Source organism: Nonomuraea maritima (genome assembly GCF_900100395.1).
Taxonomy (GTDB): Bacteria; Actinomycetota; Actinomycetes; order Streptosporangiales; family Streptosporangiaceae; genus Nonomuraea; species Nonomuraea maritima.
This window is the reverse complement of record NZ_FNFB01000009.1, coordinates 158770-184246: the sequence shown is the minus strand read 5'-3', so window position 1 is coordinate 184246 and position 25477 is coordinate 158770. Positions and strand designations below refer to the sequence as shown.

At 70.8% G+C, this 25477-nt stretch carries 30 protein-coding genes and 1 pseudogene; 13 read left to right on the top strand and 18 right to left on the bottom strand.

The features are described 5' to 3' along the window. Positions 1 to 44: 44 nt before the first annotated feature. A complete protein-coding gene (locus BLR04_RS17830; protein WP_218129026.1) occupies positions 45 to 1715 on the top strand; it encodes an ABC transporter family substrate-binding protein in 1671 nt (556 codons plus the stop codon). Positions 1716 to 1900: 185 nt separating this feature from the next. Further along, the gene (locus BLR04_RS17825; RefSeq protein WP_090766029.1) at positions 1901 to 2914 is read left to right on the top strand and encodes an LLM class flavin-dependent oxidoreductase; all 1014 of its coding nucleotides are present in this window, start codon (positions 1901 to 1903) and stop codon (positions 2912 to 2914) included. A 6-nt stretch (positions 2915 to 2920) separates the two neighbouring features. On the opposite strand, the gene BLR04_RS17820 is transcribed toward BLR04_RS17825, so the two are convergent. After that, positions 2921 to 3103: a hypothetical protein gene (locus tag BLR04_RS17820; protein WP_090766027.1), complete on the bottom strand. Its 183-nt coding sequence runs from the start codon at positions 3101 to 3103 to the stop codon at positions 2921 to 2923. A gap of 117 nt (positions 3104 to 3220) precedes the next feature. On the opposite strand from BLR04_RS17820, the gene BLR04_RS17815 reads away from it, so the two are divergent. From BLR04_RS17815 to BLR04_RS17805, 3 genes are all read left to right on the top strand, one after another. After that, a complete protein-coding gene (locus BLR04_RS17815; protein WP_090766023.1) occupies positions 3221 to 4486 on the top strand; it encodes an NAD(P)/FAD-dependent oxidoreductase in 1266 nt (421 codons plus the stop codon). 102 nt (positions 4487 to 4588) lie between these two features. After that, positions 4589 to 5539 (top strand): hypothetical protein, encoded by a 951-nt coding sequence (locus BLR04_RS40685; RefSeq protein ID WP_176903143.1) that lies wholly within the window; start codon positions 4589 to 4591, stop codon positions 5537 to 5539. Beyond that, on the top strand, positions 5526 to 5798 hold the full coding sequence (locus BLR04_RS17805; RefSeq protein ID WP_090766020.1) for a hypothetical protein: 273 nt from the start codon (positions 5526 to 5528) through the stop codon (positions 5796 to 5798). Before BLR04_RS40685 ends, BLR04_RS17805 begins: the two co-directional genes overlap by 14 nt. 68 nt (positions 5799 to 5866) lie before the next feature. Here the strand turns inward: BLR04_RS17805 and BLR04_RS17800 are convergent, their stop codons facing one another. Further along, positions 5867 to 6406 carry a cysteine hydrolase family protein gene (locus tag BLR04_RS17800; protein ID WP_090766017.1) on the bottom strand — a complete coding sequence of 180 codons (540 nt, stop codon included), beginning with the start codon at positions 6404 to 6406 and terminating at the stop codon, positions 5867 to 5869. Between the two features lie 146 nt (positions 6407 to 6552). Here BLR04_RS17800 and BLR04_RS17795 point away from each other — a divergent pair, with 146 nt between their 5' ends. Together BLR04_RS17795 and BLR04_RS17790 are read left to right on the top strand one after the other, a co-directional pair. After that, positions 6553 to 7026 (top strand): hemerythrin domain-containing protein, encoded by a 474-nt coding sequence (locus BLR04_RS17795; RefSeq protein WP_090766014.1) that lies wholly within the window; start codon positions 6553 to 6555, stop codon positions 7024 to 7026. Between the two features lie 76 nt (positions 7027 to 7102). Then, entirely contained in the window at positions 7103 to 7489 is a 387-nt protein-coding gene (locus BLR04_RS17790; RefSeq protein WP_090766011.1) for a TraR/DksA family transcriptional regulator, read from the top strand. A 3-nt stretch (positions 7490 to 7492) separates the two neighbouring features. On the opposite strand, the gene BLR04_RS17785 is transcribed toward BLR04_RS17790, so the two are convergent. After that, positions 7493 to 7987 (bottom strand): MarR family winged helix-turn-helix transcriptional regulator, encoded by a 495-nt coding sequence (locus BLR04_RS17785; RefSeq protein ID WP_090766008.1) that lies wholly within the window; start codon positions 7985 to 7987, stop codon positions 7493 to 7495. A gap of 107 nt (positions 7988 to 8094) precedes the next feature. Between BLR04_RS17785 and BLR04_RS17780 the strand changes: the two genes are divergently transcribed. Then, positions 8095 to 8520 (top strand): MarR family winged helix-turn-helix transcriptional regulator, encoded by a 426-nt coding sequence (locus BLR04_RS17780; protein ID WP_090766005.1) that lies wholly within the window; start codon positions 8095 to 8097, stop codon positions 8518 to 8520. A 32-nt stretch (positions 8521 to 8552) separates the two neighbouring features. Here BLR04_RS17780 and BLR04_RS17775 read toward each other — a convergent pair whose 3' ends face one another. Both BLR04_RS17775 and BLR04_RS17770 read right to left on the bottom strand, forming a co-directional pair. Beyond that, positions 8553 to 9272, bottom strand: coding sequence for an MgtC/SapB family protein (locus tag BLR04_RS17775; protein WP_090766139.1), 720 nt, complete (start codon positions 9270 to 9272; stop codon positions 8553 to 8555). 35 nt (positions 9273 to 9307) lie between these two features. Continuing rightward, complete coding sequence (locus BLR04_RS17770; RefSeq protein ID WP_176903142.1) at positions 9308 to 9781, bottom strand: GNAT family N-acetyltransferase; 474 nt, start codon at positions 9779 to 9781, stop codon at positions 9308 to 9310. 145 nt (positions 9782 to 9926) lie between these two features. Here BLR04_RS17770 and BLR04_RS17765 point away from each other — a divergent pair, with 145 nt between their 5' ends. Both BLR04_RS17765 and BLR04_RS17760 read left to right on the top strand, forming a co-directional pair. Continuing rightward, positions 9927 to 10772 (top strand): permease-like cell division protein FtsX, encoded by an 846-nt coding sequence (locus tag BLR04_RS17765; RefSeq protein ID WP_143022081.1) that lies wholly within the window; start codon positions 9927 to 9929, stop codon positions 10770 to 10772. A 60-nt stretch (positions 10773 to 10832) separates the two neighbouring features. Further along, on the top strand, positions 10833 to 11750 hold the full coding sequence (locus BLR04_RS17760) for an NmrA family NAD(P)-binding protein (protein WP_090766132.1): 918 nt from the start codon (positions 10833 to 10835) through the stop codon (positions 11748 to 11750). On the opposite strand, the gene BLR04_RS17755 is transcribed toward BLR04_RS17760, so the two are convergent. Continuing rightward, complete coding sequence (locus tag BLR04_RS17755) at positions 11639 to 12160, bottom strand: DUF302 domain-containing protein (protein ID WP_090766000.1); 522 nt, start codon at positions 12158 to 12160, stop codon at positions 11639 to 11641. The genes BLR04_RS17760 and BLR04_RS17755 overlap by 112 nt on opposite strands. Before the next feature lie 334 nt (positions 12161 to 12494). Here BLR04_RS17755 and BLR04_RS17750 point away from each other — a divergent pair. Then, positions 12495 to 12724, top strand: a pseudogene (locus tag BLR04_RS17750) (DNA translocase FtsK); the annotation flags it as partial. Positions 12725 to 13036: 312 nt separating this feature from the next. Here the strand turns inward: BLR04_RS17750 and BLR04_RS17745 are convergent. Then, positions 13037 to 13669 (bottom strand): hypothetical protein, encoded by a 633-nt coding sequence (locus tag BLR04_RS17745; protein WP_090765998.1) that lies wholly within the window; start codon positions 13667 to 13669, stop codon positions 13037 to 13039. Positions 13670 to 13825: 156 nt separating this feature from the next. Here BLR04_RS17745 and BLR04_RS40680 point away from each other — a divergent pair, with 156 nt between their 5' ends. Continuing rightward, positions 13826 to 13969, top strand: coding sequence for a hypothetical protein (locus BLR04_RS40680; RefSeq protein ID WP_176903141.1), 144 nt, complete (start codon positions 13826 to 13828; stop codon positions 13967 to 13969). Here BLR04_RS40680 and BLR04_RS17740 read toward each other — a convergent pair. From BLR04_RS17740 to BLR04_RS17695, 11 genes are all read right to left on the bottom strand, one after another. After that, positions 13966 to 14403, bottom strand: coding sequence for a hypothetical protein (locus tag BLR04_RS17740; protein WP_143022080.1), 438 nt, complete (start codon positions 14401 to 14403; stop codon positions 13966 to 13968). The genes BLR04_RS40680 and BLR04_RS17740 overlap by 4 nt on opposite strands. Before the next feature lie 213 nt (positions 14404 to 14616). Further along, positions 14617 to 15171: an HNH endonuclease gene (locus tag BLR04_RS17735; RefSeq protein ID WP_090765993.1), complete on the bottom strand. Its 555-nt coding sequence runs from the start codon at positions 15169 to 15171 to the stop codon at positions 14617 to 14619. Between the two features lie 680 nt (positions 15172 to 15851). Continuing rightward, the gene (locus BLR04_RS17730; protein ID WP_090765989.1) at positions 15852 to 16208 is read right to left on the bottom strand and encodes a hypothetical protein; all 357 of its coding nucleotides are present in this window, start codon (positions 16206 to 16208) and stop codon (positions 15852 to 15854) included. Between the two features lie 125 nt (positions 16209 to 16333). Then, the gene (locus BLR04_RS42600) at positions 16334 to 17089 is read right to left on the bottom strand and encodes an FAD-binding oxidoreductase (protein WP_342672282.1); all 756 of its coding nucleotides are present in this window, start codon (positions 17087 to 17089) and stop codon (positions 16334 to 16336) included. Continuing rightward, entirely contained in the window at positions 17086 to 17697 is a 612-nt protein-coding gene (locus BLR04_RS42595; protein WP_342672281.1) for an FAD-binding oxidoreductase, read from the bottom strand. Before BLR04_RS42595 ends, BLR04_RS42600 begins: the two co-directional genes overlap by 4 nt. A gap of 275 nt (positions 17698 to 17972) precedes the next feature. Then, positions 17973 to 19289: a lanthionine synthetase LanC family protein gene (locus BLR04_RS17720; RefSeq protein WP_245740310.1), complete on the bottom strand. Its 1317-nt coding sequence runs from the start codon at positions 19287 to 19289 to the stop codon at positions 17973 to 17975. Positions 19290 to 19460: 171 nt separating this feature from the next. Next, positions 19461 to 20774: an LLM class flavin-dependent oxidoreductase gene (locus tag BLR04_RS17715; RefSeq protein WP_090765983.1), complete on the bottom strand. Its 1314-nt coding sequence runs from the start codon at positions 20772 to 20774 to the stop codon at positions 19461 to 19463. A 13-nt stretch (positions 20775 to 20787) separates the two neighbouring features. Next, positions 20788 to 21480: an ABC transporter ATP-binding protein gene (locus BLR04_RS17710; RefSeq protein WP_090765980.1), complete on the bottom strand. Its 693-nt coding sequence runs from the start codon at positions 21478 to 21480 to the stop codon at positions 20788 to 20790. Then, a complete protein-coding gene (locus BLR04_RS17705; RefSeq protein WP_090765977.1) occupies positions 21456 to 22283 on the bottom strand; it encodes an ABC transporter permease in 828 nt (275 codons plus the stop codon). The genes BLR04_RS17710 and BLR04_RS17705 overlap by 25 nt, the downstream gene beginning before the upstream one ends. Then, positions 22280 to 23341 (bottom strand): ABC transporter substrate-binding protein, encoded by a 1062-nt coding sequence (locus BLR04_RS17700; protein WP_090766129.1) that lies wholly within the window; start codon positions 23339 to 23341, stop codon positions 22280 to 22282. Before BLR04_RS17700 ends, BLR04_RS17705 begins: the two co-directional genes overlap by 4 nt. A 297-nt stretch (positions 23342 to 23638) precedes the next feature. Beyond that, a complete protein-coding gene (locus BLR04_RS17695; RefSeq protein ID WP_090765974.1) occupies positions 23639 to 24280 on the bottom strand; it encodes a class I SAM-dependent methyltransferase in 642 nt (213 codons plus the stop codon). A gap of 177 nt (positions 24281 to 24457) precedes the next feature. Between BLR04_RS17695 and BLR04_RS17690 the strand changes: the two genes are divergently transcribed. Beyond that, entirely contained in the window at positions 24458 to 25435 is a 978-nt protein-coding gene (locus BLR04_RS17690) for a hypothetical protein (RefSeq protein ID WP_090765970.1), read from the top strand. Positions 25436 to 25477 lie beyond the last annotated feature (42 nt).

Below are 25477 nucleotides of genomic sequence, written 5' to 3'. Positions count from 1 at the left end.
ACATCCTACAGTTCATGTAGGTTTTGCACGAAATAGGAGATTTCTTGAGAATCACGCTGCCCGTGGCGGTCGCCGCTCTGGCCCTCGCGGTCTCCGCCTGCTCGGGCGGGCAGAGCCCGGCCACGTCCGCGCCCCCCGCCACGCCGCTCGCGGCCGACGCCACCGGCGTCAACCCGCAGCCCCTGGACAAGCTGAAGGACGGCGGCTCGCTGCGCCTGGCGATCCAGCAGTGGATCACGCAGTACAACAGCAACCAGGTGGACGGCACCCAGGGTGACGCCCAGGCCATCACGTCGCTGGTGGAGCCTACACTCTTCAACACCGACGCCAAGGGGGTGGCCTCCCCCAACACCGACTACCTGCTGTCGGCCGAGGTCACCTCCGCCTCGCCGCAGGTCGTCACCTACAAGCTGAACCCGAAGGCGAAGTGGTCCGACGGTCAGCCGCTGTCGTACAAGGACTTCAAGGCGCAGTGGAAGGCGCTCAACGGCAGCGACAAGCGCTACCTGGTCGCCAGCTCGTCCGGCTACGAGCTGGTCAGCGACGTGGCGCAGGGGGCCGACCCCTCCGAGGTGAAGGTGACGTTCGCCGAGCCGTTCGCCGACTGGCAGTCGCTGTTCAAGGTGCTCTTCCCTGCGGCCGAGTACGACACCCCCGAGAAGTTCAACAAGGACTGGATCGAGAAGGTGCCGATCACCAGCGCCGCCTGGAAGATCGGTTCCCTGGACAAGACCAGCCAGACGATCACCGTCGTGCGTGACGACAGCTGGTGGGGGGCCAAGCCCAAGCTCGACTCGGTCGTCTACCGCGCCCTCGACCCGGCGGCCCAGCTGGACGCGTACCTCAACAAGGAGATCGACGAGACCAGCGCCGTGCGCACCGAGGCGTACGAGCGGGTCAAGAACGACCCCACCACCGACATCCGCGTCGGGGCCCGCTGGGACGAGACCATCGTCCTGCTGAACGGCGGCCGCGGCCCGCTGGCCGACCAGCGGGTCCGCAACGCGGTCGAGAAGGCCATCGACCGGCAGGCCATCGCCGCGGTCACGCTGAAGGGCCTGCCCGTCGACCCCAAGCCGGTGAACAACCACTTCTTCATGCCCAACCAGGAGGGCTACGAGGACACCTCAGGCGAGTGGGGCAAGCTCGACGTCGAGGGCGCGAAGAAGCTCCTCGCGGACGCCGGATGGGCCGACGGCAGCCCGCGCACCAAGGACGGCAAACCGCTCACGCTGTCGTACGTCCTGTCGGCCGACTCCGCCCAGCAGCAGGTCGACCAGGCCACGCTGATCCAGCAGATGCTCGCCCAGGTCGGCATCCAGCTCACGATCGACAAGGTGCCCGGCAACGACTTCTTCGAGAAGTACGTCAACCGCGGCAACTTCGACCTGGTCTCGTTCCGCAACGTCGACCTGATCTACCTGTCGGACGCCTACGCGCAGTACCAGCAGCCCGACAGCGACAACGTCTTCCAGAACTACGGCCGGGTCAGCTCGCCCGAGCTGGTCGACCTGCTGAAGAAGGCCCAGGTCACCACCGACAGGGCCGAGGCCATCAAGCTGTACAACCAGGCCGACGCGCTCGTCTGGTCGCTCGGGCACTCGATCGCGCTCTACCAGCGCCCGCAGATCCTCGCCGTCCGCAAGGACCTGGCGAACTTCGGCGCCAGCGGCCTCGCCTCCGAGGACATGAACAAGGTCGGCTGGATGAAGTGACGCTCACCTGAGGGCCGCGGCGGCGGGCCGGCTCCGGCCGCCCGCCGCCCTCCCAGGTCTCAGTCGCCGGAGGCCGCCCGCCGCACGGCCGTCGCCACGGTCTCGCGTACGGCGGTGAACCTCCCCCCTCGTCCCGGATGTCCGGACAAGGGAGCTATGGTCGTTGGGCACGAGGAGGTACGCACATGGCGCAGTCCCCGCTGCGAAAGCTCGGCTTCTTGACCATCGGGCTGTTCGACGAGGCCGACCCACGCCGGGGCCACGAGTCGACGCTCGCCCTCATCGAGCTGGGCGAGCGCCTGGGCTTCGACAGCGCGTGGGTCCGGCACCGTCACCTGCAGTACGGCATCTCCTCCCCGATCGCCGTGCTCGCGGCCGCCTCCCAGCGCACCAGCCGCATCGAGCTGGGCACCGCGGTCATCCCGCTCGGCTGGGAGAACCCGCTGCGGCTCGCCGAGGACCTCGCGACCGTGGACGTCCTGTCCGGCGGCCGGCTCAACCCGGGTGTCAGCGTCGGGCCGCCCGGCCACTACGACCAGGTCAAGGACGCCCTCTACCCCGACAGCGCCGACCTCGAGGACTTCAGCTACGAGCGCGTACGCCGCCTGCTCGGCTTCGTCCGCGGCGAGGCCGCCACCGGCTTCCGCGGGGTCGAGGGCTTCGAGGAGTTCTCCGACCGGGTCCAGCCCCACTCCCCCGGCCTCGGCCGCCGCATGTGGTACGGCGGCGCCGGCCTGCGCTCGGCCAGGTGGGCGGGCGAGCAGGGCATGAACTTCCTCACCAGCAGCGTGGTGAAGGCGGAGGAGGCGGAGGACTTCGCCGAGATCCAGCTCTCCCACATCCGGGAGTTCCGGGCGCACCACCCCGACGGCGACCGGGCGCGCGTCTCGCAGGGCCTCGTGGTCATCCCCACCGACAGCGCCTCGCCCGAGCAGCGCGCCAGGTACGAGGCGTACGCGGCCAAGCGCCTGCCGAGGACCGCCGCGCCCCAGGGGCCGGCGCGCATGCTGTTCTCCCCCGACCTCGTCGGCACCTCCGCCGAGATCGCCGACCGTCTGCACGCGCATGCGGCCTTCCAGGAGGTCGACGAGGTGGCGTTCGCGCTGCCGTTCACGTTCGAGCACGACGACTACGTGCAGATCCTCACCGACATGGCGAGCGAGCTGGGGCCGGCGCTCGGCTGGCGGCCGAGCGCCTGAACCGGATCAGCCCAGGTCCGTCACCCCGCAGAAGTCGCACCGGTAGAGGATGCCGAGATCGTCCTCGCCGAACTCGCTCCACAGGTGGGCGTCGCCGGCCAGATCGTCCGGGTCGCCGGAGCAGTACGACCTGGCCCGTCCCGCTCCGGCCCAAAAGCTCTCGGCGGCATGCGGAACGGCAGGGGTCATGGCATCTCCTGGGCGTGATCGAGGCGGACATTGAGTCATTCCCCCGAAAATGCCTGCGAAACCGCCAATCCGTGACAAAAACGTCTGAGCGGTACGGCCACGGGTAGGTGCCCCGGCATGGGCAACCATCGGGGGACGCACGAAACCGTCGTCGTCGTGGGAGCCGGGCTGGCGGGCCTCGCCTGCGCGGTCCGGCTGCACGAGGCCGGCATCACGGTACGGGTGCTGGAGGCGTCCGACGGGGTCGGCGGCCGGGTGCGCACCGACGTCGTCGACGGGTTCCGGCTCGACCGCGGCTTCCAGGTCTTCAACACCGCCTATCCCGAGGCCCGCCGCGTCCTCGACATCGACGCGCTCGACGTGCGGCCGTTCGCGTCCGGGCTGATCGTCCAGGGAGCCGGCGCCCGCGCCAGGGTGATGCTGCCGTGGCGGCATCCGCGCCACGCGCTGAGCGGGCTGCTGGCCGGGGTCGGGACGCTGCGCGACAAGGTGGCGCTCGCCGCGATCACCACGCGTGACGTGGCCTCGCCCGGTTCCCGGCTGCGCGCCGCGCCCGAGCGCCGCACCGAGGACGAGCTGCGCGCCTGGGGCATGTCCGACCGGATGATCGACTGCCTGATGCGGCCCTTCCTGACGGGCGTGCTGCTGGAACGCGAGCTGGACACGTCCAGCCGGGTCTTCCACCTGTTCTGGCGGTCGTTCGCGCGCGGCACCATCGGCCTGCCCGCGCGCGGCATGGGCGAGATCCCCCGACAGCTGGCCGACCGGCTGCCGCCCGGCGCCGTCACGCTCGGCGCCCGCGTCACCGAGGTCGCTCCCGACGGCGTCCGGCTCGCGGACGGCACCGCGCTGGGCGGGCGGGCCGTGGTGGTGGCCACCGACCCGCGGACGGCCGCGAACCTGCTGCCTGAGATCGAGGCGCCGCCCATGCGCGCGGTGACCACCTTCTACCACGCGGCTCCGCGCTCGCCGCTGCGCGAACCGGTTCAGGTCATCGACGCGACCGGGCGCATCGCCGACACCCTGGTCCTCACCGACGCGGCGCCCGAGTACTCCGCCGACGGGCGTGCGCTGGTGTCGACGTCGGTGCTGGGCGTGGTCACCGACGAGCCCCCGGTCCGCGAGCGGCTGACCGAGATCTACGGTGACACCTCAGCCTGGGAGCACCTGGCCACGTACCCGATCCCGGCGGCGCTGCCGGCGATGCCGCCGCCGCACCCGCTGCGCGAACCGGTACGGGTGCGGACGGGGCTGTACGTGTGCGGCGACCATCGCGACACCGGTTCGCAGCAGGGGGCGCTGGTCTCGGGCCGTCGCGCCGCCGACGCCGTACGGGCCGACCTCGGATCCCTTTCCCGGCACCCGGCCGCCACCGGACGGTGACCGGTCAGCGGTTGGTCAACGTCCGGATATATCAGCTTACGTCTGGTCTGAGGTCGTACGGGGCGGGTAACCGACGCCTGAACGAGCCCCAGGGAGTCGATCATGTCCGACGCCGTTTCCGACAGTGACGACCGGCCACCCCGGCGCGCCCCGGCCCGGCCGCCCGCCCAGCCCTCACCACAGCCCTCCGGACGCCCGGCGCCCGCGAAAGCGGGCGATCCGGACGTCTACCTCGACGTTCCGAACGTCTCGGTCGAGGAGATCGACCTCGAGGTGGAGCAGTTGCGGGCGCGGGTGTCGCTGCAGGCCGAGGTACTCGACCTGCTGCGGCTCAACGTCGGTGCGGACGTGTCGCTGGGACGCGTCCACCTCACCATCAAGGGCGTCGAGGCGCAGGCCCTGCTGCAGGTGCGGCTGGACAACGTCGCGCAGATCCTCGACCGGGTGATGAACACCATCGACGCCAACCCGCAGATCCTGGAGAACCTCACCCGCGACATCGGCACCGCCGTCCGCGAGGTCGGCACCGGCGCGGGCGGCGCAGTCCGCGACGTCGGCGCCGGCGCAGGCGACGCGGTCCGCGACGTGGGCGTCGGAGCGGGAGAAGCCGTACGGGAAGTGGGAACGGGCGCGGGAGGCGCGGTCCGCGAGGTCGGCACCGGAGCCGGGGAAGCGGTCCGCGAGGTGGGCACCGGAGCCGGAGGAGCCGTCCGCGAGGTCGGCACCGGGACGGGAGAAACCGTCCGCGAGGCAGGAGAAACCGTCCGGGAAGTCGGCGCCGGAGCCGGAGGAGCCGTCGGAGAGGTCGGCGCTGAGGCAGGAGAAGCCGTCCGGGAAGTCGGGCCGCAGGCGGGGAGAGCCGTTCAGGAAGCGGGCGATGCGGTGGAGGACCTCGACCCTGAGGCGGCCGGTGACGTACCGGTCCAGCCCCGCGTACCCCGACAAGCCCCGAGGCCCCGCCGCCAGCCCCGCCCCCGGGAGGACCAGCCCCGCCGAGACGCGCCACCGCCGCACGCCCGCACGGCGAAGGGTGAGCGCCATGACGAGACCTGACCGCCCCGAGTCCCCGGACATCGAGATCACCGCCTCCGCCGGCGCGAGGGAACTCCGCTTCGAAGAGCGCCCGGACGTGACCGTCGAACGGACGGCGCGACCCACGGGCGAGTCGGCGTCGGGCAGCAACAGGACCAACCTCCCCGACGAGGTCACGACCCACGTCACCTACCAGGACATCCACATCGACTTCCGCGTGGCAGCCCGAGCCGTCCACCCTGAAGACGCTCTCCCGAGCGGGAGGCACGGGCGGCGGTGACCGGGGGCGCGCCGCGCGCCCCCGGTCGGAACCAGCAGGAGGGTCGGGGCAGCCGTCCGGCTGCTCAGCTAGGCGAAGCAGTCGCGTGACGGAGTGAGGTCGGCGGACATGTTGCGCTCCATCAGGCGCAGCGCCGCCTGGCCGAGGTCGTCGTGGATGGCCGCCACGCAGTCGGGCGGCACGGTCAGGGAGTAGTGCCGCACGTACGCGTCCAGGGCGCTGTACAGCACGCACTGCTCCGTGACCTGCCCGGTCAGCACGACGGTCTCCACGTGCTTGTGGGACAGCAGGTACTCCAGCGAGGTGCCGAAGAACGCGCTGTGGCGCACCTTGGGCAGGAACGCGCACCCGGGCGGCGGGAGGATCGGTTCCACCAGGTCAGGCCGCCTGCCCTCGACGGCCGCGGCCTCGATCTCGTGCCGGTCGGCGGCGAAGTCGCCGTAGTTGTCGTTGACGTACACGAGCTCGACGTCGTCACGCTCGCGCGCCCGCCCGACCAGCTCGGCCAGGGGGCCGACGATCTCCGACACCCGTCCCGCGAGCTGCTCGGCGTCCTGGTGATCGTACGGATTCAGCATGTCGATGACGACCAGCGCAGACCTTGCCATAGCCCCTGTGCTGTCCGGACACGCGCCGTTTTATCAGCGCCCGGTAGGGCAGGCGCCGGTGACCCCGGCCGACCGGGACGATCACGCCGACCGCACAGGGGATCCGGACATCCGGCGCCTCCCGGCCGACGCACAGAAAGGACGACATGGACGCCATCGTGTTGCTCAAAGAGGACCACAAAACCGTCGAGGCCCTGTTCAAGCGCTTCGAGCAGGCCGGCGAACGAGCTCACGTCGAAAAGCGCAAGATCGTCGAAACGATCACGAAGGAGCTCGTCACGCACGCGTACATCGAGGAGGAGATCTTCTACCCGGCGGCGCGCGCGAAGGTCCCCGCGACGGGCGACCACGTGCTGGAGAGCGTGGAGGAGCACCACGTCGTGGTGTGGATGCTGTCGGAGCTCAAGGACCTCGACCCCGCCGACGAGCGCTTCACCGCGAAGGTGACGGTGCTCATGGAGAACGTCCGGCACCACGTCAAGGAGGAGGAGCAGGACTGGTTCCCCCAGGTCCGCGCCGCCATGGGACGCAAGGAACTGCAGGAACTCGGCGAACGCATGGCCAAGGCCAAGACCGACGCCCCCACCGACCCCCTCGCGGTCAGAAGCGCCCGGTCGTAAGCGGCGCCGCGCCCCGGGCCTTCGCCCTTCCACGCTCTCCTGGCCGACGCCCAGCCGGGGGACGTAGCCTGATGAGATGGTGGCCGGCCGCCCGTCCCGCGAGCTCTCCGCCTCCGAGCAGGGAGCCCTGCGGGACCTTCTCACCGACGAACGCGCGAGCACCCTCGCGACGATCGCGACCCTGGCAAGCACCTGGGACGACATCGTCGCCTCCAGCGCGGACGTGGCCACCGACGACGAACACGACCCCGACGGCGCCACGATCGCCTTCGAACGCGCCCACGTCCAGTCCCTGCTCGACCAGGCCAGAACCCGTCTGGACGACCTGGATCACGCCCTCGACCGCCTGACCAGCGGCGTCTACGGCATCTGCACCCACTGCGGCAACCCCATCCCCCTGGACCGCCTACGCGCCCGCCCGGCGGCCACAACCTGCGTTGCATGCGCGCCGCGCACCCGATGAGGGTCAGGAGGTCGGCGGGTGCGGCGCCTGCCGGGCGTGGTGGTCCAGTACGCGGGTGAGCAGCAGCACGAACTGGTCGCGTTCGGCAGGGGTGAGCGGGGCGAGCAGTTCGTCGTGGAGGTCGTCCAGGACCTTGTCGAGGCGGCGCAGGTGCCGGCGGCCCTGGGCGGTGATCGTGATGACGTTGCGGCGGCGGTCGTCGGGATCCGGCGCCCGCTCGACGAGCTCACGCTCGGCCAGTTCGTTGAGGACGCCGACCATGTCGCTGCGGTAGATGCCGGTGCGTCGGCTCAGCGTCGCCTGGCTGCCCGGTCCGTGCTCCTGCAACGAGGCCAGCACGGCGTAGTGCCACTTGCGGGCGTCGACCTGGGCCAGCCCCTCGGTGATCAGCCGGTCGGACTGCGCGGTGACGCCTGACAGCAGGCGACTGGCCAATCGGCGCAGCCTGTCCGGCGTCCTGGTCCCGCCGTCGTGAGGCATGTCCGCGACTTCGGTCATGGGGCCGATCCTACCGGCTTGCGTTAGTCGCACGAACGATGTAACTTCGTTCACGCCATAAACGTTAGTCAGTCGAACGTTATTCGTCGAAACGGACAGGAGCTCTCATGACCTTCGGCAGCGCACTCATCGGCCAGACCGAGAAGGCGCTCAACGCGATCCTGGAACGGCAACTCGCCGGCACCGGCATCACCGAACCCCAGTGGGTCACCCTCACGCTGACCGTGACCGGCGGCGGGACCATCGACCGGGCCGACCTCATCCACCGAGTGAGCCGCGCCACCCAGATCAGTGAGGCGTCGGTCGCTCAACGCATCACCGAACTGACCGCCACCGGGATCCTCCGCGACAGCGGGGACGGCCACGTCCAGGTCACCGACGAAGGCCACCGTCGCTGGACGCAGATCCGCGCCGGGATCGCCCCGATCACCCAGCATCTGTGGGGCGACCTGTCATCTGACGACCTCGCCATCGCAGGCCGCGTCCTCAACACCGTCCTGAACAGGGCCAAGGCAGTGCTGGCCACCCCCTGACCCCCTCTGAACCCGCCACCCGCAGAACGAAATCAGCCCGCTGCGGAGTCGGCGTCGTCGCTGAAGATCGTCAGTACGCCGTCGACGTCCGCCACCGCCGTGGCGAGTTCGCCGACCGCGCCCGAGCCCTGGAGCTGCAGCCAGATCGAGACGGGACGCCGGGGCCCGCGCTCGTCGACCCGTTCCACCGACATCTCGTTGACGGCGAAGCCCCGCTCGGTGCAGATGGTGAGGACCTGCCGGAGCACGCCCTTGCCGTCGAGATAGGTCAGATGCAGCCGTACGGGGGCGTATTTCGAGCGGGGCAGGCGGGCGGCCAGCGGCGTGAACGCGAACACGACCAGGAAGTGTCCTGCGGTGACGACGATGGCCAGCAGCCACAGCCCGGCGCCGGCCGCCATCCCGACCGCGCAGGCGAGCCACACCACCGCCGCGGTGGTGAGCCCCCGCACCGCGTCGCGCCGCACGAAGATCAGGCCACCGCCGATGAACCCGATCCCGGACACGATCTGCGCCGCGACCCGCGAAGGGTCGAGGACGACGTGATCACCCAGCACGTCGGCGAAGCCGTACTTGGACACCAGCATGATCAACGCGGCGGCGAAGCCGACCAGCGTGTGCGTACGCAGCCCGGCGCTCTTCTGCCGGATCTCGCGCTCCAGCCCGATCGCGGCCGACAGCACCAGCGCCAGGGCGAGGTCGCCGATCTGCGACCATCCCTGGCCCAGCGACTCACCGGCTGCGCCCGCCATCCACATTCAGACTGACATGCCCGCCTTTGGCCGCATCAACACTCGCTGCCCTGCGGTGTGCGGGACACCACAGGGGACGGGCTCACGTAGTGGTGGAGCAGTGCGGGTTCGCCCGCGGCGTTGTGCCAGGTGGCGCGGGTGCTGCCGGTACGGCGCCAGCCCGCGCGCTCGTAGCACGCGATGGCGGCCGTGCCCTCCGATGAGACCTGCAGCCGGAGCGGGCCGCGGACGGCGGAGGCGACCGTGTCGAGGAGGCGCGTGGCGAGGCCACACCCGCGCGCGGACGGGGCGACGTACAGCCGGGTGATCTCCCCGTCGTGGGTGACCGCGACGTGGCCCAGCACGGACGCGTCCTCGACCGCGATCCAGGCGCCGGTCACGCCGTCGGGGGTGAGCCAGCGGGCCGGGTCGTCGGGCCAGTCGACGGGGTAGCGGTCGGCGACCTGGACGGCGGCGAGCGCCTCGACGCAGGCGTCCAGGTCGGCCGGGGTTCGGGGGCGGATCTCCATCCGCGCAAGCTTAGAGCCCGCGTACCCCCTGCTCGGACCAGGCCGCAGGACAGCGGTAAGATCGCTGTCCCGCGAGCCAGGGCACCGGCCGTGCCTGATCGAAATTGCGGAGACGCCGGGGCGGATGCCTGCGATCATGCGTTCGGTGAAGAACGGGTTATGGCGGGTGACCGCCGTCGTGGCGCTTGCGGGAATGACCGTGCCGGTCGGGTCCGCCGAGGCGGACCCGAGCCGCCCGGAGGTCCGCGTGACCGGCGACTTCGAGATCGCGGTCTTCCTCTGCACGCCTGCCACGTACGGGCGCCACAAGCGGTACGCGACGGCGAAGCAGCGGCGGGACGTCGAGGCGTACCTGAAGAAGACGCCCGAGGTGACCGAGGTGCGGTTCGTGAGCCGGGCGGCGGCGTACGCGAACTTCCGCCGGGAGTTCGCCGACCACGAGAAGGTGCTGGCCGAGGACCTGCCGGAGTCGTTCCGCGTGCGGGTGTCGAGAGTGGCCGACCGCGGACGGATCACGGCCTTGGCGAACCGGCCGGCGGCAGTGGGGTACGTCGTCGACCAGGCGGAGACCCATGGCGACCCGGCGACGGGTCCTGACCTGACCGTGTTCCTGTGCACGAAGGACTCGGCCATGTCCTCCTGCCTGCGCGGACGGCGCAAGGCGAACAAGGTCACGGCCGCGGAGAAACGGGCGGTCGTCGCCGCCGTCGAGCGGGTCCCCGGGCTCGTCACGTACAGGTACGAGGACCAGGCGACGGCGTACCGTGGCTTCGCCGAAGCGTTCAGGGAGAACGAAGCGCTGGTCAAGGCCACCAAGGTGGCTGACATGCCGGAGTCGTACCTGCTGTGGCTGCGGCCAGGGGCCGACTGGGAGTCGCCTCGCCGTCGGCTGGCGGGGTTACCGGGTGTGAGCTCGGTGACCGCCCGGCGGTGCTGGGTCCGCGAGACGCGGATGTTCACGGAGTACGGGCTCGTGAAGACCGGCTGCTGATGAGCGTATGCCTACCCGATCCGGGGTTTGCCGGCAGGCGAGCGCGGTCAGTCAGGGACCGTGCCTGACTTCCCGATCCTGGTCACCGGGGCCGCCGGCGCCATCGGCCGCATGGTGGCCGGCGACCAGCTGGAGCGAGGCCGCCCGGTGCGCGCCATGGTCCGCCGCGAGGACGACCGGTCGGTCGCCCTCCGCTCGGCCGGGGCCGAGGTGGTCGTCGGTGACCTGACCCTCGCCGCGGACGTCGCCCGCGCGCTGGACGGCTGCGACCGGCTGTACTTCGGGATGACCGTCTCGCCCCGGTATGTCGAGGCGACGGCCGCCGCCGCCGCGGCTGCGCGCGCCCACGGAGAGCTGCGGCTCTTCGTGAACATGTCGCAGATGACCGTCTCGCAGATGGACGTGCGCAGCACCGCCGAATCCGTCCAGCAGCGTCAGCACTGGCTGAGCGAGCAGCTGCTCGACTGGTCGGGCCTGCCGGTCGTCCACGTCAGACCGACCATGTTCATGGAGAACCCACTGCTGCGCGAGGTGGCCGCCCGGACGATCCGGCGGGACGACGAGATCCGCCTGCCGTTCGGGACGGGCCGCACCTCACCGGTCGCGGCCCGCGACGTCGCCGACGTGGTGACCACCGTCCTGTCCGACCCGGACACCCACGCCGGAGCCGTATACCAGCTGACCGGCGCGTCCTCCCGCGACATGCGCCAGATCGCCGAGGAGTTCAGCGCCGCGCTCGGCCGGACCATCACGTACGTGGACATGCCGTACGAGGAGTGGGTGCGGCGCGAACTCGATCCGCTCGGGCTGCCGGACCACGTGCGCCGGCACCTGTCCTCGATGGCGCGCCTGCACGCGGCGAACCGCTACGACCGTGTCACCTCCGACATCCGCCGGCTCCTCGGCAGGCCGCCGTCCACCATCTCCGACGTCGTCGCCGCCGATCCTGGCCGCTTCGCCCGCGAGCCGGGCCCCTGACCGTCACGGCACTCGAACGCCGCGCCGCCGCCCGTGCCCGTCACCGCGCAGGCCAGCTCCTCCAGCGCGTGCAGCGGCGCGGCCTGCTCGCCGATGAGGCCGTGGCGGTGCTGCAGCTCGCTGACGACGTGGTGGCTCACCCTGGTCTTGCCGGAGGCGTCCTGCCAGACGAGGAGCTTCAGGGGCAGGTCCAGAGCGGCCAGCGGAGAGGCGATCATGACCGGGGCGCCCGCCTCGGGGCTGCCGAAGACCATGACCTTGCACGGGCGCATCTTCAGCCCGGCCGTCGCGGCGGCGACGTCGTGCTCGATGACGGCGAAGAGCGTCAGCCCCCGCGCGACGATCAGTTCCTTGAGGCGGCCGACGGTCTCCTCGAAGGAACCGAGCGCGGTACGAGTGATGCATTCCATGGCCTGAAATATGCCCAAATGCCTGATTTGTACCGATTAAAAAGGAGTGATTCAGCCCACTCCCCCGGCCCGACGGGGCCGACCAGAGGACGGGGCCCTCGGCGGAGAACCACTCACCCGCTGACGAGCTGCGCCGTCTCGAAGCCGGGTCTGTTGCTCACTCCGGTGAGCAACATGGCTCCGATGTCACTACGAACCACCCCGACTAGCCAGTTCCCTCCACTTGCCAGGACCCCAGCACCGGCCCGAACCACTGTCGCCCGCTCCGACCAGCGCCACCACCACGACACGGCCGCTTGAGGAGCTCGCCCCGCGCACCACCACGACCGGCGGCGAGGACCTGGGCGACGACGCCGACCTGTTCGCACAGGCCGCCGAGCTGGTCATCACCACGCAGTTCGGATCCACGTCGATGCTGCAGCGCAAGCTCCGCGTCGGCTTCGCCAAGGCAGGACGGCTGATGGACCTCCTCGAATCCCACAACATCGTCGGCCCCAGCGAAGGGTCCAAGGCCCGCGAGGTACTGGCCAAGCCGACGACCTGCCCACGCTGCTCGCCGACCTCGTGCCCCACTACACCCAAGAAGGACTCCGCGTGACCGAGGGCCTGCGGTCTTACCACATCCACATCGGCCACGACTGCCGCATGCAGCAGGTGGCGTGACCTGTCCACGATGACAGCTGTGCACCGCGCGGGCGGCCGCACCCAGCGGTGCCGCTAGCGATCCTCGGGAAACGGTGACCACCCCCGTCTCCTCCACTACGGAGGGGGCGGGGGCCGTTTTCGTCGCGTCTGCTGGTTACAAGCCGATGCCGTTGGATACAGCGTTGCCGGCCACGCCGAGCATGACGCCAAGCGACCGGGCGCCTCCGAACGTTACGAGCGGGTAATACTCCAAGACCCATCAGCCTCGACCGTCGCGTAACGGATTCCAGCCGGAAGCACGACACGGCCCTTGTAGTCGCCGATCTTGTTGACCAGCAGGCGCTTCGCGCGGCCGTTGTTGTCCAGCGCCCAGATGACGAAGTTCCGCTCGCCGCTGTGCCGGATAGTCAGACGGTGCATGCCCTTGCTCGGCGAGGTGAGCTTCAGCACGTCCGACCCGTTGCCCTTGGCGTTGATCGCCCAGTAGCGGGCCTTGCTCATCGGCAGGACCTGCAGCGTCCATGCGCCGTCGGCGGACACCTCGAGAGTGCGCACCTTCCGAGGGGTGATGGTGTTGAACGCCTTCGTGCCCTTGTAGTCGCCGATCACATTGGCGACCAAATCTACTTTCTCGCCGTTGCTGTCGAGCGCCCACACGACGAAGTTCCGTTCGCCGCTGTGCGTCGCCTTTACGAGGGTCGCCGCCGTGGTGGCGGGGATGCGCACGACGTCGTCGCCTTCACCCCGGTACGTGGCGGCCGCAGCTGCCGTCGGGGTCTGGGCGGTAGCCGGCGCTGTGGTGAGGAACGTTCCAGCGAGCGCGAGCGCGGTGAGGCCGACGAGGGCGCGTAAGGGGAAACGCATGTGTGGCTCCTGAGGGTTCAGATACGGACGGGGTAGGACGCGCCATCGGCCGTTTCGGTGCACGTCTGATGGCGATTGACAGGAAACTCGCAGGAAGCGGTCGCAGGCTCACAGCGGACTGCGCCTTCCCCGCCGCAGCGTCGGCGCACGCCCGTAGTGGGCGCGCACCAGGCCGTCGTCAAGACGCGCCAGCACGCCCAACGGTGGGAGACGAAGGCCCGCGAGCAGGACCCGGAGATCCACCGGGTGGAAGTCGTGATCGAGGCGCAGCAAGACGACCTGTTCGCCGAGCTGGTCTAGTGGGCACCCTTCACGGCCGCCGGCGGCAGCCACCGGCGGCCGTCCCATGCCCAGCCGAGTCGATGCAGCAGTCGAGCGACCTGCCGCGGCGAGCACCCGCCCACCGTGGCTGCCTCCGCAGCGGTCATACCCCCGCGTACCGCCGCCTCCACGACGTCCCACTGGACGCGGCGCGGCTTCCCAGACGGGCGGCGCGGCACCCCTTCCGCCTCGTCGACCAGGCGGCCCTCGGTGGACTTGGCCACCTTGTACCGGGCGCAGATCTCGTGCATCGGCAGGCCCCGAGCGTACGCGCCCACGATCTGGTTCGCGCCTTCCACGGCCTGCGTGTCGCGGCCGCGCAATGCCACCCCGGCGCCTCGGAACTCCCGGTACAGCACGGCCACGGAGCAGCCGTGCGCGCGGGCGATCTCCCGCACTGGTTTGCCCGCCACGTAGTCGGCGGCCGCGGCCTGGATGGTGCTGCCGCGACCTGGAAGGGGGAGAGTAGATCGGTCACGCCCCGCATGATGGCCACCTGCGGAGTCAACGTCTTGCCGCACCCTCCCGGGCATGGGCGCCGCCGCCGTCCAGCACCCCCGTAACCGGACGACGGCCACCACGCACCGTCCCCCGTGAACCGCGCACATCATGACAGGACGCGCCGCTTACGTCCCCGAGGGAAGAGGGCCGAACCGGCGCTCGTACTCCGCCAACTTGGCCTCCGGCGCATCGTGCTTTGCCTTCACCTTGCTCCGGTGGCTCGTGAAGGTGATGCGGGTGTGCGTGGCCTCGTCCAGCACTTCGAGGTTCTCCGGCCGGTTGTCGTCCTTGACCTCGTTGATGTGGTTGACCTCTTCCTCCTGCGTGAGGTACCGCCCGAGCACCTTCTCCATGACCAGCCTGTGCTCAAACACCCAGCCGTAGCGGCGGGCATGGGGATGGTCCGGCTCCCACACATAGATGTAGCCCGAACCCTCGTACAGCTTGGGCTTGTTGTTGTGCCACTGCCCGGGGACAGCGTTCTTCACCTTGCCCAGGTTGCTGCACACCTTGCCGCAGTATCTCCGCACGCCGGCGGCCTGACGGGATTCGGCCGGGCGCTGCGCCACGGGCGTGACCTGGCCTCCTCCGAGGCCGCTGGACTGCCACCCGGTGAGCGTCCGGCTACGCCGACCCGGTTCGATGTTGATGTTCTGGCACAGGTTCAGCTGTTCGGTCATGTCGGCGGCCTGCAGCCCGACCTCCGTGAAGATCGCCGAGAAGCAGCGGCGTCGAAGATCCGCCTCACCACGGAAGCAATCGGCCTACCCTTCACTGCCACGATCAGCGCCGTCGACGTCCACGACAGCCTCGCGCTAGATCCATCGGTGCGCAGAATCCCGCCGATCCGCTCTACCCGCCGCCCACGACCACGCCGGGCCCCGCGATACTCTACGGCGCTTACCTTCGTGCGCCGTCGGGGCAACATCTCGCGCATACTCGGCGCGATCGAGTGCAGCCAGCGGAATGCCATCGCTATGAGTGGTGGAGCGGGACCGGCTCTGAACCGGCCGGCTGCCACCGCTACACCGACGCTACAAACGCCGCATTGGCCCGCAGAGGGCCATCAGATCGGGCGAACGCCTGCGGGGATTGGGGCCTGGCGTACAGCGGCCACGTATGCGTGGCAAGCGCGACCGGTGTTCAAGGACACGACAGGTTCGCAGTTCAGAGCGCATTTCTGACGATGCAGCACCTACGTCCCGTGATGGAGCCGAAAGAATCAAGACCTACCGATACAGTAAAAGGAGACGTTACAAGAGAGTGATCGGGTAACTTCGCTACAGATCCTGGTTCAGCGTACAAAACTGCAACATGAGTCACCGAGGTGAACACGGATCATCGGGCCAAGGATCTTCGCTTACATCTCTGGCAAGACGAGCCGGCCCTCGCCACCAATTCTCGGTAGCGTGGAGACATCCCCCGATTGCAGGATATCGCGAATGACATCAATCATTGATATGACTCCTTTTTCCTTCATGACAACAAGATCGGGCGCGCAAAAATACCTGCCAGAAAGAGATTCGCCGGACCGGGCATGGCGATCCATGATTCGCACGAGCTCTTCCATTGTGATCAACAGGGCGCTGTATCGCTCTCCCGTCGACAGAGTGATGATTGAATCACCGACCTCCAGATCTTTTACATCGACGTCTCTATCACCCAAGATGTCCACCGTGAAACCGTCGTCTTCCCAGTGAAAATAGGGCTCATCCATAATATTCCTCGATCTCGCAATTTGCGGCGGTCCACTATGCCGTACCACTCCTGCCGCCGGGGCTCCACCGCCTCACTCCCTCCACCTGCTCACAGTCCACGGCACGCAGGAGTACAGCGAGTAGGTCAGACGGCCTTGCCGGGGTTGAGGATGCCGTGGGGGTCGAAGGCGGTCTTGATGGCTTGGTTCAGGCGGACGACGTCGGGGCCGAGTTCGGCGTGCATGCCGCGTTTCTTCAGCAAGCCGACGCCGTGTTCGCCGGTGACCGTGCCGCCGAGCGCGACCGCGTCGTCGAGGATGGCCTCGAACGCGAGCTGGGCTCGCGCGCGGGCGTCGTCGTCGCCCGGCTGGACGACGATCAGCGGGTGCAGGTTGCCGTCGCCGGCGTGCGCGATGCTGGCGATGAGCACGCCGTACTCCTTGCCGCGCTCCTCGATGCGGCCGAGCATCTCGGGGACGAGGCCGCGCGGCACGCACACGTCCTCGGTGAGCACCGGGCCGAGGCGTTCGAGCGCCGGGTACGCGAGCCGGCGGGCCGCGAACAGCGCGTCGGCCTCCTCCACGTCGGTCGAGCGGGTGCTCCACGTCGCCCCCGCGGCGTCGAAGCAGTCCTGCATCGCCGCCGCCGCTGCCTCGTCGCCCGTGTCGATCCGGCCGAGCAGCAGGACGTCGCCGAGGTCGGTCAGGCCCATGTTCTTCCAGTCGTCCACCGCGCGCAGGCAGTAGCGGTCGACCAGCTCCAGCGCGGCGGGCATGATTCCGGACGCGGCGACCGCCGCCACTCCCCTGCCCGCCGCGACCAGCGAGGCGAACGCCCCCACGACCGCCTGCGGCGGGGCCACCGGCAGCGGCAGCAGCCGTACGGTGACCTCGGTGATCACGCCGAGGGTGCCCTCGGACCGACGAACAGGGCGGTCAGGTCGTACCCCGCCACGCCCTTGCGGGTGCGGCGGCCGACCGACACGAGGTCGCCGGCGGCGGTCACGACCCGCAGGCCGAGCACGTAGTCGCGGGTCACGCCGTACTTGACGCAGCAGACGCCGCCCGCGTTGGTGGCCACGTTGCCGCCGATCGTCGACCACGGGGAGCTGGCCGGGTCGGGCGGGTACCACAGGCCGTGCTCCGCCACGGCCGCCCGCAGGTGGTCGTTGATCACGCCCGGCTGCACGACGGCCAGCTGCTCGTCGGCGTCGATCTCCAGGATGCGGTCCATGCCGTCGAGGGCGAGCAGCACGCACCCGTCGACGGCGTTCGCGCCGCCGGACAGCCCGGTGCCCGCGCCCCGGGTCACCACCGGCACCCGGTGCTCCGCGCAGGCGGCCACGACGGCCCGCACCTGCTCGGCGTCCTCGGGCTTGACCAGGGCGAGCGGCCGGCCGGCGGGCGCCCAGGCGGCCTGGTCGCGCGCGTACGCGGCCATCACGTCGTCGTCGAGGAAGATCCGGTTCTCGGGAACCGCGGCCTTGAGGCCATCGAGAATGGACACCATTCCCGAACGGTACAACCCTCACGAACCTGGCGTCAGGTAACGCGCGGGAGGAGGCCGTACACCCCCGCCATCAGGTGGCGCGCGGGAGGAGGCCGTACACGCCGCTGTCAGGTGGCGCGGGAGGAGGCGGCACACCCGCCGTCAGGTGGCGCGCGGGAGAAGGCCGTACACGCCGCTCTCAGCTGGCGCGGGAGGCCGTACAACCCCGCCGTCAAGTGGGGCCGTGCAACCCCGCCGTCGAATAACGCGCGGGGAGGAGCGGTACGACCCCGCCGTCAGGTGGCGGGCGGGAGAGGGATGGGGGGAAACGGGTTGTCCGGGAGCAGGATGACGCGGCGCGGGCTGTCCGTCTGGGTGGCGGCGTCGAGGTGGAGCAGTGCGGCGCCGATGCCGGCCGCGCCGACCATGTAGCCGGTGTCGGCGGTCACCTCACCGGGCCGCAGCCGGCGGTACGCCTGGTACCAGCGGTAGCCCTCCTCGTCGTCGCCGGTGGCCCGGCCGATCACGTCGGACGCGAGCACGCCCGCGTAGTCGAGGTGCGACCGGTCTCCCGTCGCCGCCCACATGCCGACAAACAGCTCGATCAGCCCGGCCGTGCCGCAGCACTGGCAGGCCACGTTCCAGTAGCCCTCGCTGCGCCGCCCGGGCGCCCCGCTGGTGACGATGCCTCGTGCGAGCCGCCGCGCCCAGTCGAGGTCGCCCGGATCGCCGGTCACCCGGTGGAGCTCGTAGAACATCCTGGCCACCCCGGCCGAGCCGGAGCAGAAGCCGAGGTAGTGCAGGTCGCGGGCCTGCGGCACGTGGTGCGGGACGACCGCGCGACCGCCGGACACGAGGCTGACCTCGCGGACGAACGCGGCCCCGCTGCGAGCGGCGCGCAGGAACTGCTCCTCGCCGGTGACGCCGTACAGGCGGGCGAGCAGGAACGCGGTGCCGGACGTGCCGGCGAGGAAGCCGGGGGTGACGGCGTCGAGCGGCAGGTCGGCGCAGTCGCCGAAGCGGTGGCCGGGCACCGGGAGCCGGGCGATGCGGCGTCCGGCCTCGACCGCCGCCGCCTCGTACGCCGGGTCGCCGAGGTGGGCGGCGGCGCGCAGCAGCCCGAGGATGACGCCGCCCTCGCCGCGCTGCGCGGGGTCACCCGACCACTGGACGCCGTCGCCGAGTTCGCCGCCTCGGCGCACGATCTCGTCGGCGATGGCCGCCGCCTCGGCCTCGAAGGCGGCCTCACCGAGCGTCCAGCCCGCCTCCATGAGCGCGATCATCACTCCGGTGAGCCCGTGGTAGAGGGTGAGGTCCTGCTGCCGGCGCCAGGTGGCGGCGAGCCGCCGGGCCCCTTCGCGGGCGTCCTCCAGGTACGTCTCCTGCCCGGTCGCGGCGGCGAGTTCGAGGAAGAAGAGCACGATGCCCGCACTGCCCGAGTAGAGGGACCAGGGTTCCGGGGTGACGGCCGAGTTGCCGCGCGGGTCGGGGTTGGCCTGCCAACGTCGTCCGTGCTCGTCGTCGGCCGCCGCGGAGCGGATCCACCGGCCGGCCATGACGGCGGCGGCCAGCGGGGAGTCCGCGCGGCCGCGCCGGGCACAGATCTTGTCCATAGGCCATTTTCCCATACTTTGGTAGGAAAACCAGTAATACGTCAGCCGCGACAGCACCGGCGACCACCCAACCTACCGCCCAGCCTCCCGGCGGCGCGCGGAACGCAGCCGCCGGGGGGCGCGGTGTCACGAGGAGCGCCGTCACGAGGAGCGGCGTCACGAGGAGCGGCGTCACGAGGAGCGGCCGGCCGGGCGGGGCAGGCCGTAGTGCTCGCGCAGGGTGGAGCCGGCGTACTCCGTGCGGAACAGGCCGCGCCGGCGCAGGATCGGCACCACCTCATCGGCGAACACGTCGAACCCGCCCGTCAGGTACGGAGGCATGACGTTGAAGCCGTCGGCCGCCCCGCCGAGGAACCACTGCTCGATGCGGCCGGCGATCTGCTCGGGCGTCCCGGCGGTGACCCAGTGGCCGCGCGCCCCGGCCAGGTGGTGCAGCAGCTGCCTGATCGTGGGCCGCTCCCGTTCGATGATGCCCAGCACGACCTCGAAGCGGCTGCCGTGATCGTGCCGCCCGCCGGTGGGCACCAGGTCACGGGGAACGGGCCCGTCCAGGTCATGGCCGCTGAGGTCCACCCCGAGCAGCCGGTGGAGCTGCTGCAGCGAGTACTCCGGCTGGGTCAGCTCGTCGAGCTCCCGCTGCAGCGCGCGTGCCTCGGCCTCGGTCGAGCCGATGTGCGGGCTGATCCCGGGCAGCACCTTGACCAGGTCGGGGTCGCGGCCCTCATCCTTGACGCGGCGCTTGAGGTCGGCGTAGAACGCCTGGGCGTCGGCCAGGGTCTGGTGCGCGGTGAACACGGCCTCGGCGTGCCGGGCGGCGAACGCCCTGCCGTCCGGCGACGACCCCGCCTGCACGTACACCGGCCTGCCCTGCGGGGTGCGCGGCGTGTTGAGCGGGCCCCGCACCCGTAGCGACTCGCCCACGTGGTCGATCGGGTGGATCTTCGTGTCGTCGGCGAAGACGCCGGACGCGGGGTCGACGACGAGGGCGTCGTCCTCCCAGCTGTCCCACAGCGCGCTGACCACCTCGACGAACTCGTGCGCCCTGGCGTAGCGCCGGGCGTGCACGGGGTGCTCGTCGAGCCCGAAGTTGGCCGCCGCCTGCGGCGCGCCGGTGGTGACGATGTTCCATCCGGCCCGCCCGCCGCTCAGGTGGTCGAGCGAGGCGAACAGCCGGGCCAGGTTGTACGGCTCCATGTACGTCGTGGACGCGGTCCCGATCAGCCCGATCCTGCTGGTCGCCGCGGCGATGGCCGACAGCCATGTGAACGGCTCCAGCCGGAACCGGCTGGCGTAGCGCACGTTGCCGGGCAGCGAGGGCCCGTCGGCGAAGAACACGGCGTCGAACGCGGCGGCCTCGGCCCGCTGGGCGAGCTGCTGGTAGTACGTGATGTCGAGCACCCGGTGCGGCTCCGCGCCGGGGTGCCGCCAGGCGGCCTCGTGGTGTCCGCCCGGGTAGATGAAGAGGTTGAGGTTGAGTTGTCTCACGGTCGTCCTCCCGTCACAGGTCCGCGGTCACGCCGAGCGCCCGCAGCAGCTCGGCCCTGATCTCGGTGGTGCTCGTGCCGCCGTCGAGCCGCTTCTCGGCCGCGATCCTGCCGTCGCCGAGCACGAGTACGCGGTCGGCGAGCGCGATGGCCTCGTCCACGTCATGGGTGACGAGCAGCACGGCGGGGCGGTGCTGTTCGAACAGGCGGCGCAGCAGGGCGTGCATCCTGAGCCTGGTCAGCGCGTCGAGGGCGCCGAACGGCTCGTCGGCCAGCAGCAGGCTGGGCTCGCGGACCAGCGACCTGGCCAGCGCCACCCGCTGCTGCTCTCCCCCGGACAGTTCGTTGGGCCAGGCCCGTTCGCGACCGGCCAGCCCGACCTCGGCCAGGCACTCCCGGCCCCGCTGCTCGGCCCTCGGCAGGCCGAGCACGACGTTGTCGAGCACGCGCGCCCACGGCAGCAGCCGGGCGTCCTGGAACACCACCGACACCTGCTCGGGCACCGCGACCGTGCCGCCGCCCGCCACGTCGTCGTCCAGCCCGGCCAGGGCCCGCAGCAGGGTGCTCTTGCCCGAGCCGCTCTGCCCGAGCAGCGCCACGAACTCGCCGGGCGCGATCTCCAGGTCGAGTCCGTCGAGCACGGCCCGCGCGCCGTAGCGGCGGGTCAGGCCCTGTACGCGGATCAGCTCGCCAGTGTGCGTCGCCACGACAGCGTCCTCCTCTCGGCGAGGCGGACGGCCGCGTCGGAGAACAGGCCGAGCAGGCCGTACACGACGAGGCCGACGAGGATCACGTCGGTCTGCCCGTACGTGCGCGCGAGATCCATCATGTAACCGATGCCGCTGGTGGAGTTGATGAGCTCGGCCACCACGAGGATGAGCCACGCGGTGGTGACGGCGAAGCGCAGGCCGAGCAGGAAGCCCGGCAGCGCCCCCGGCAGCACGACCCGGCGGATGAACGCGGCGCGGCTCAGCCTGACCGTCTCAGCCAGCTCGACGTAGCGGCTGTCGATGGTGCGCAGCCCGTTGTGGGTGTGGATGTAGATCGGCACCAGCACGCCGACGGCGATGACGGACACCTTCATCACCTCGCCGATGCCGAGCCAGAGGACCAGCAGCGGCATCAGCGCGAGCGACGGGATGGCGCGCTTGATCTGGATGGGACCGTCGATGACGGCCTCGCCCCAGCGGCTGAGCCCGGAGACGAGCGCGAGCGCCGCCCCGGCGGGGATGCCGATGGCGAGGCCGAGCGCGACCCGTTCGACCGAGGTGAGCAGGTTGTCCTGGAGGCGCCCGCTCTCGGCCAGCTCGACGGCGGTGGTCACCACCGTCCAGGGCGCGGACAGGAAGCGGGGATCGAGCCACCCGGACGCCGAGGCGGCCGCCCACAGCCCGAGCAGCAGCAGCGGGCCCAGCAGGAAGCCCGAGGGCACGGGACGGCCGGGGGCGAGGCGGCGGCGGGGCCGTACGCGGCCGGTGGTGGCGGACGGACGTGCGGCGAGCAGCGTCATCGCGTGCCTCCCTCGAGCGCGTCGGCGCCCACGGTCTCGTAGCGCAGGTCGTAGAGGTCCTCTGCCTCGATCCGCGGGTTGCCGGTCTCCTTGGCGAGGATGTCGATGCTCTCCTGGTGCCGGGCGATGGCCTCGGACCAGTCGGCGGGGACGTCCGGCTCGCCCGCCAGCCCGACCAGGTACTGCCCGTCGGCCTCGCTCAGGCCCTGGTCCTTGACGTAGTAGCCGGCGATCCACTCCTTCGGGTGCTCGTACGTCCAGCGGGAGGCGCGGGCCCAGGCGGCGACGTACTCGCGGATGGCCGCGGCCTTGGCCGGGTCCTCCAGGGTGGAGGTGCGGACGTAGAGGTGGGCGGGGTCGTCGCGCAGGCCGTGGCGGATGATGGTGGCGCCGTCCCTGCCGAACTTGGTGACGTAGCGCTTGATGTTGACGCCGCCGATGGGGGCGACGTCCACCTGCTTCGAGGCCAGCGCGTTGGGGTAGACGTCGCCGGTGCTCGGCAGCTCGACGAGGGTGACGTCGTCCTTGGTGAGCCCGGCGTGCTTGAGCACCTTGAGCACCAGCGCGCCCTGGGCCTGGCCGGGGCTGTAGGCGATCTTCTTACCGCGCAGGTCGGCCAGGGTCTTCACATGGACGCCGGGGGCGACGCCGAGTTCGTACGTCGGGTGGTTAAGTGGGTCCTTGCGGAACCTGGAGGCGACGATCTTGACCGGGAGGCCGGTCCAGGTCGCGTGGATGGCGGGGATCTCGGCGACCGCGCCGACGTCGAGCGCGTCGGCGCGGAACGCCTCGCTGGTCTGCGGGCCGCCGGAGAGGTTCGCCCACTCGATGGCGAACGAGAAGTCGTCGATCTCGCCGGAGAGCTGGAGCGCCACCTTGGTGGCAGGGTCTCCGACGATCAGCTTGGTGCCCTCGGGGACGGTGGTGGGCAGCGGGGCGTCCGGCGCGAGCTTCGGGGCGCCGGACGCGCGGGCGCCGGGCGGGGCGCACGCGGTCAGGGCGGCCAGCAGCAGCACGGCGAGCGCGGCGGCGCGGGGCGGACGGATGGGCACAGGCATGAAGAAGTCAGTCCTTCGGTCGTCACGGACGTGGGAACTCGACCCGCCCGGCGGCGGGGACGCGCCGGCCACCTCGTCGCGGTGGCGGGGGTCGGCGGGAGATCTCCGGATCAGCGACACTGCGCGCTGGCGACGTGACCGTGGTCGACGTGCGCGCGCCGCGTCAGGTACGCGGCCTGGCTCATGACCACGAACCTAGGGACACCCGACCCTTAAGTCAACATTCCCTACCAGATATACATGCTTTACTGGACAGGCAAGCACCCACGAGGGGCGCGCGACGCGCCGTACGTCGGGTCAGAGGGGGAGGTGGGCGGTGCCGAGGAGGTGGGTCAGGCGGGGGACGCCGGGTTGCGGGGAGAAGGGGAAGGCGGTCACGTCGTCGATGGTGAAGCCGGCTCGCTCGATCGCTGCGCGGGTGTCGCGGTTGGGGCAGCAGCCGCCGGCCAGGCGTCGCCAGGCGGGCGTCACGAGGTCTTCGAGCAGGCCGAGCGCGAGGTTCGGGGATCGTACGTGCTCGTAGAAGCGGAGGGCCGCGCCGGGGCGGAGCAGCCGGACGATCTCGCGCAGGGCCCGCTCGGGCGACGGGACGGTGCACAGCACCAGGGAGACCACCGCCGCGTCGTACGTCCCGGGCTCACCGGGCAGGTCCTCGCCGTGCCCCGGCACAACGGTCGCCCGCACCTGCGCCGCGGCGGCGGCGTGCACCGCGTGGGCGCGCAGCGTGTCGTCCGGTTCGACGGCGACGACCTCGGTGACCGTCGGAGGGTAGTGCGGGAAGTTGCGGCCGCTGCCCGCGCCGACCTCGATGACGCGGCCTTCGAGGCCCGCGACGAGGCGGCGCCGGTGCTCGTACCCGCCGCGCCGGTCGGCCAGGTCGACGCCCGCGAGATAGGCGCGGGCGAAGCGGGGGTTCTGGTAGTCGGCTGACCGCACCATCGGGGCTCCCTCTCGTCGACCGGACGGGGACATCAGCTCCCACCATGCCGCACGGAACTCCGCGGTGCGGGGGCATCCGCGCGCATGGACCCCACGCCGCACGGAACTCGGGCGGAAACGCCGGCCCTGGACGAAAACGTCTCGCGGGGAGTTCATGGGCGGAGCTAGGTTGGCGGCATGCCTGTCGAGATCGCGTGCGACGAGTCCGGCTCGGAAGGCGAGAAGCTCGTCGGCGGGAACAGCGACGTGTTCGCGCATGCCAGCGTCGGGCTCGACTCCGCGGCCGCCGCGGCCGCGGTGGCGGAGCTGCGCGTGCGGGCGCCGACCCCGGCCGTCGAGTACCGCGCGAACCACGTCCTGCGCCGCAAGCACCGCGCGGCGCTGCTGTGGCTCCTCGGCCCCGACGGGCCGACGCTCGGACGGGTGCACGTGTTCCTGGTCGACAAGACCTTCTACGCGGTCGGCAAGGTCACCGCGCTGCTGTCGGCCGACCACGCGCCGCGCGTGGGTCTCGACCCCGCCGCCGAGGCCACGGCGATGACGCTGTATCGCGAGGGGCGGCGCGCGTTCGGCCCCGAGCGTTGGGCGGCGCTGCTCGACTCGTTCAACTACCTGCTGCGCGCGAAGAACGGCCAGGGCGTCAGCATGTCGGTCGAGGAGACGTTCCTGCTGGTCGAGGCCCTGCGCACGACAGGCGGCCCGGCCGGCGAGATCATGGACGCCCTGTGGCGGGCCAGGGATCGGGTCGGGGAGTTCCGGGAGCGCCTGCTCGCCGACCCGTACGTCTTCCCGGCGCTCGACCCGCTCATCCCTGCCATCGTCCAGGCGGTCGGGTTCTGGGGCGCGGACGGCCGTCCCGTCTCCGTGGTGCACGACCGGCAGACCATCCTGACCGACGAGCGCGTCGCGCAGCTGCGCCACATTCTGGACGGCCGGATGGCGGGGCTGCGGCTCGTCGACTCGGTCCAGGACGAGCGGGTGCAGATCGCCGACGTCCTCGCGGGCGTGGTGCGCAAGGTGGCCTCCGACGAGCTGAACGGACGCGGCGACCCCGTCCTCACCGAACTTGTGCGTCCATACGTGGACAAAACGTCCATCTGGGGCGATCAGCGCAGCGTCTCACTGATCATTCCAGATCAGGCTATGTCGCAGTAAAACTGGTCACTTCGGGCTGTATCGCCACAAACCGTGTCGTTA